2 protein-coding genes and 1 pseudogene are annotated in these 3,018 nt (G+C 69.8%); all 3 read left to right on the top strand.

Annotated elements, in window-relative coordinates:
- Window positions 1–352: 352 nt before the first annotated feature.
- Window positions 353–841 (top strand): GreA/GreB family elongation factor, encoded by a 489-nt coding sequence (locus tag QOL99_RS16210; RefSeq protein ID WP_285525332.1) that lies wholly within the window; start codon window positions 353–355, stop codon window positions 839–841.
- A gap of 220 nt (window positions 842–1,061) precedes the next feature.
- Window positions 1,062–2,627: a lysine--tRNA ligase gene (gene lysS, locus QOL99_RS16205; protein ID WP_285525330.1), complete on the top strand. Its 1,566-nt coding sequence runs from the start codon at window positions 1,062–1,064 to the stop codon at window positions 2,625–2,627.
- Between the two features lie 112 nt (window positions 2,628–2,739).
- A pseudogene (locus QOL99_RS16200) lies at window positions 2,740–3,018 on the top strand (sensor histidine kinase); the annotation flags it as partial.

Genomic DNA, 3,018 nt, shown 5'->3' with positions numbered 1-3,018 from the left:
GCTCGCGGCGCTGGGGCTGGGGCTCACCGGGGTGGTGGCCTACACGGCGCGGGTCTCGGAGGGGGCCCGCCCCGCCGCCTGACCGCGGCTGCCCTCCCCCCCTACGCCCCGCGTTGCCGCCCCGGCAGGCGTGTGGCACAATGCCGGGCGATTCTCACACAGCTTCCGGCCGAACCGTGTTCAGCGCGGCTCAGCCCGACCGGCGGGAGAAGGCACACAGCGGTTGCCGGGCCAGGCGTTCCCGAATCGGCGCTTATCGGCGCTTTCCCGGGTTGAGAACGGACCGGACGGGGACCGTCTCCGGCATCCCGTCCCCGACTTCCCCATACCCCCACGCAGCGGAGGTTTTCCAGTGGTTCAGGCACCCCGGCAGGTCAAACTCACCCGCGAAGGTTTCGAGCGCCTCCAGCGCACCCTCGCCCAGGAACAGGCCCGGCTCAACGAGGCCACGCGCATCTTGCAAGAGCAGATGGAGACGAGCGCCGACACCGAGGACACCGGCCTCGAGGACGCCAAGCGCGAGAAGATGGGCATCGAGGCCCGCATCGAGGAACTCGAGGAGACCCTGGCCCTGGCGTCGATCATCGAGGACCACGAGAATGACGGCCGGGTCGAACTCGGGGCCATCGTGATTCTCGCCAACGAGGCCACCAAAAAGGACATGCGCGTGCAGGTTGTCAGCGCCCCCGAGGCCGCCGTGCTGGGAGGCAGCCTGCCGCGCATCTCCGAGGACAGCCCGGTCGGCAAGGAGCTGATGGGCCGCAAGAAGGGAGAAGCCTTCGTGGTCAACCTGGAAAACGGCAAGCAGGTCAAGTACAAGGTCAAGGGGATCGAGTACTGAGCCGGATTCCGGTGGAACAGTTTGGGTAACTGTTCAAGCCGAGCAGAGCGAGCAGGAAAGAAGCGAGCAGGAAAGAACGGTGGCCGGGAAAGGAGTTCTCCACTCGGCGCTCTCCCGGTTTGAGAACGGAGTGGACGGAAGCCGTGTGACCCCCCTCCTGATGCGGGACGGGGGCGGGCACGGCGCTGTCCCCACCCTGCCCTCTGCTACTCTCGCCCCCATGTCGGACCCCGCCCCCACCTCCCCGGACCCCTCCCGCCGCGAGGGCCTGCACGAGCAGACCGTCAGTCGGCTGAACAACCTGCAGGCCCTGCGTGAAGCGGGCTTCGGGGCCCACCCCTACAGCTATCCCCGCACCCACCATGCCCGCGACCTGCTCGCGGCGCACCCCGAGGGGGGCCTGGAAGCCGGGCAGGAGTGGCCGGAGGAGACCTACGCCCTGGCGGGCCGCGTGACCCTGCTGCGCCACATGGGCAAGGCGGCCTTCGCGGACCTGCAGGACGAATTCGGGAGCGTGCAGCTCCACTTCTCCCGTGCGGACACCGAGACCTTTGACGCGACCAAGAAGATCGACCTCGGGGACATCATCGGCGTCACGGGCTTTCCCTTCGTCACGCGGACCGGGCAGCTCACCCTGCGGGTCACGTCGTGGCAGCCGCTGGTCAAGAGCCTGCATCCCCTGCCCAGCAAGTTTCACGGCCTGCAGGACGAGGAACTGCGGGCGCGGCGGCGCTACCTCGACCTGATGGTCAATCCCGAGCGCCGCGAGGCTTTCCGGGTGCGGTCGCGGGCCATCCGCTTCATCCGGCAGTTTCTGGACGCGCGGGACTTCATGGAGGTGGAAGGCCCCACCCTGCAGGTCGTTCCCGGCGGCACCGAGGCCCGGCCCTTCCGCACCCACCACAACGCGCTCTCGCACGACTTCAGCCTGCGCATCAGCCTGGAGCTGTACCTCAAGCGGCTGCTGGTCGGCGGCTTCGAGCGGGTCTACGAGATCGGGCGCAACTACCGCAACGAGGGCATCGACCGCACCCACAACCCCGAATTCACCATGCTGGAGGCGTATTTCGCCTACGGGGACTACTCGGACATGATGCGGCTGGTCGAGGAGATGCTCTGCGCCCTCGTCACCGAGATCAGGGGCGAGCCCCGCCTGACCTACGGGGGCAAGGAGATTGACTTTAGCCTGCCGTTCCGTCGGCTGGATTTCGTGACGGCGCTCAGGGAGGCGGCGGGCCTCGACTTTGACCCCACCGACCTCGGGCGCCTGCGCGAGTGGACCGACGCCCGGCACCCGGAGCTGCGCAAGGTGCCCGACTACAAGTTGCTCGACAAGCTGTTCGGGGAGTACGTGGAGCACACGCTGGTCCACCCCACCTTCGTGACCGACGTGCCGCTGGCGATCAGCCCGCTGGTCAAGGCGCACCGCTCGCGCCCCGGCCTCGCGGAGCGGGCGGACCTGTTCGTGGCGGGCTTCGAACTCGCGCCGATCTATTCCGAGCTGAACGACCCCCTGGAACAGCGGGCCCGCTTCGAGGCGCAGTCGCAGAGGCGCGACGCGGGCGACGACGAGGCCCACGAGCAGGACGAGGATTTCCTGCTCGCGCTCGAATACGGGATGCCGCCCGCCGCCGGGATGGGGATGGGCATGGACCGCCTCGCCATGCTGCTGACCGACTCGGACTCCATCCGCGACGTGCTGCTGTTCCCGCTGCTGCGCCCGGAGGGAACCGGGGCGGCGAAGCCGGGCGGCGAGGACGACGCGCCTGCGGCCCCGCAGCGCTGAGCGTCTTCCTTCAGCGGCCCCGGGGGACGGTGGCTGCCCGGCCCGGCGCTCCGGGGGTGCGGCAAATCCGGCAACGCTTCCCGGTCCCGGCGTCTAGACTGCCCGGCAGGTCATGACCAGCCTTCTTCCCGTCGTCTTTGTCGTGTCGCCCGGGGCCCGCTCGGCGGCTGACCTCGCCGCTGCCCTGCCCGGCGTGGAGGTCGTGCATGTGCCGGGGGCCGAGGCGCTGCTGCGAGAAGCCCATGTGCGGCCGCCCGCCGCCGCGCTGCTGTACGACCGCACGCCGGGGGTACCGCTCGCGGAGGTGCTGCCCCTGCTGCGCCAACGCGCCGAGCTGGCCGGGACCTACTGGCTGGCGGTGGGTCAGGCGGGGCTGGGGGCGCTGCTCGCG

This window comes from Deinococcus rhizophilus, assembly GCF_030271215.1.
Classification (GTDB): Bacteria; Deinococcota; Deinococci; order Deinococcales; family Deinococcaceae; genus Deinococcus; species Deinococcus rhizophilus.
The sequence above is the reverse complement of the archived record's forward strand: the minus strand, read 5'-3'. Positions and strand labels throughout refer to the sequence as shown.

Excerpts from the sequence above, each read along its gene's own strand:
- lysS (WP_285525330.1), top strand. The coding sequence starts at position 1,062 with ATGTCGGACCCCGCCCCCACCTCCCCGGACCCCTCCCGCCGCGAGGGC.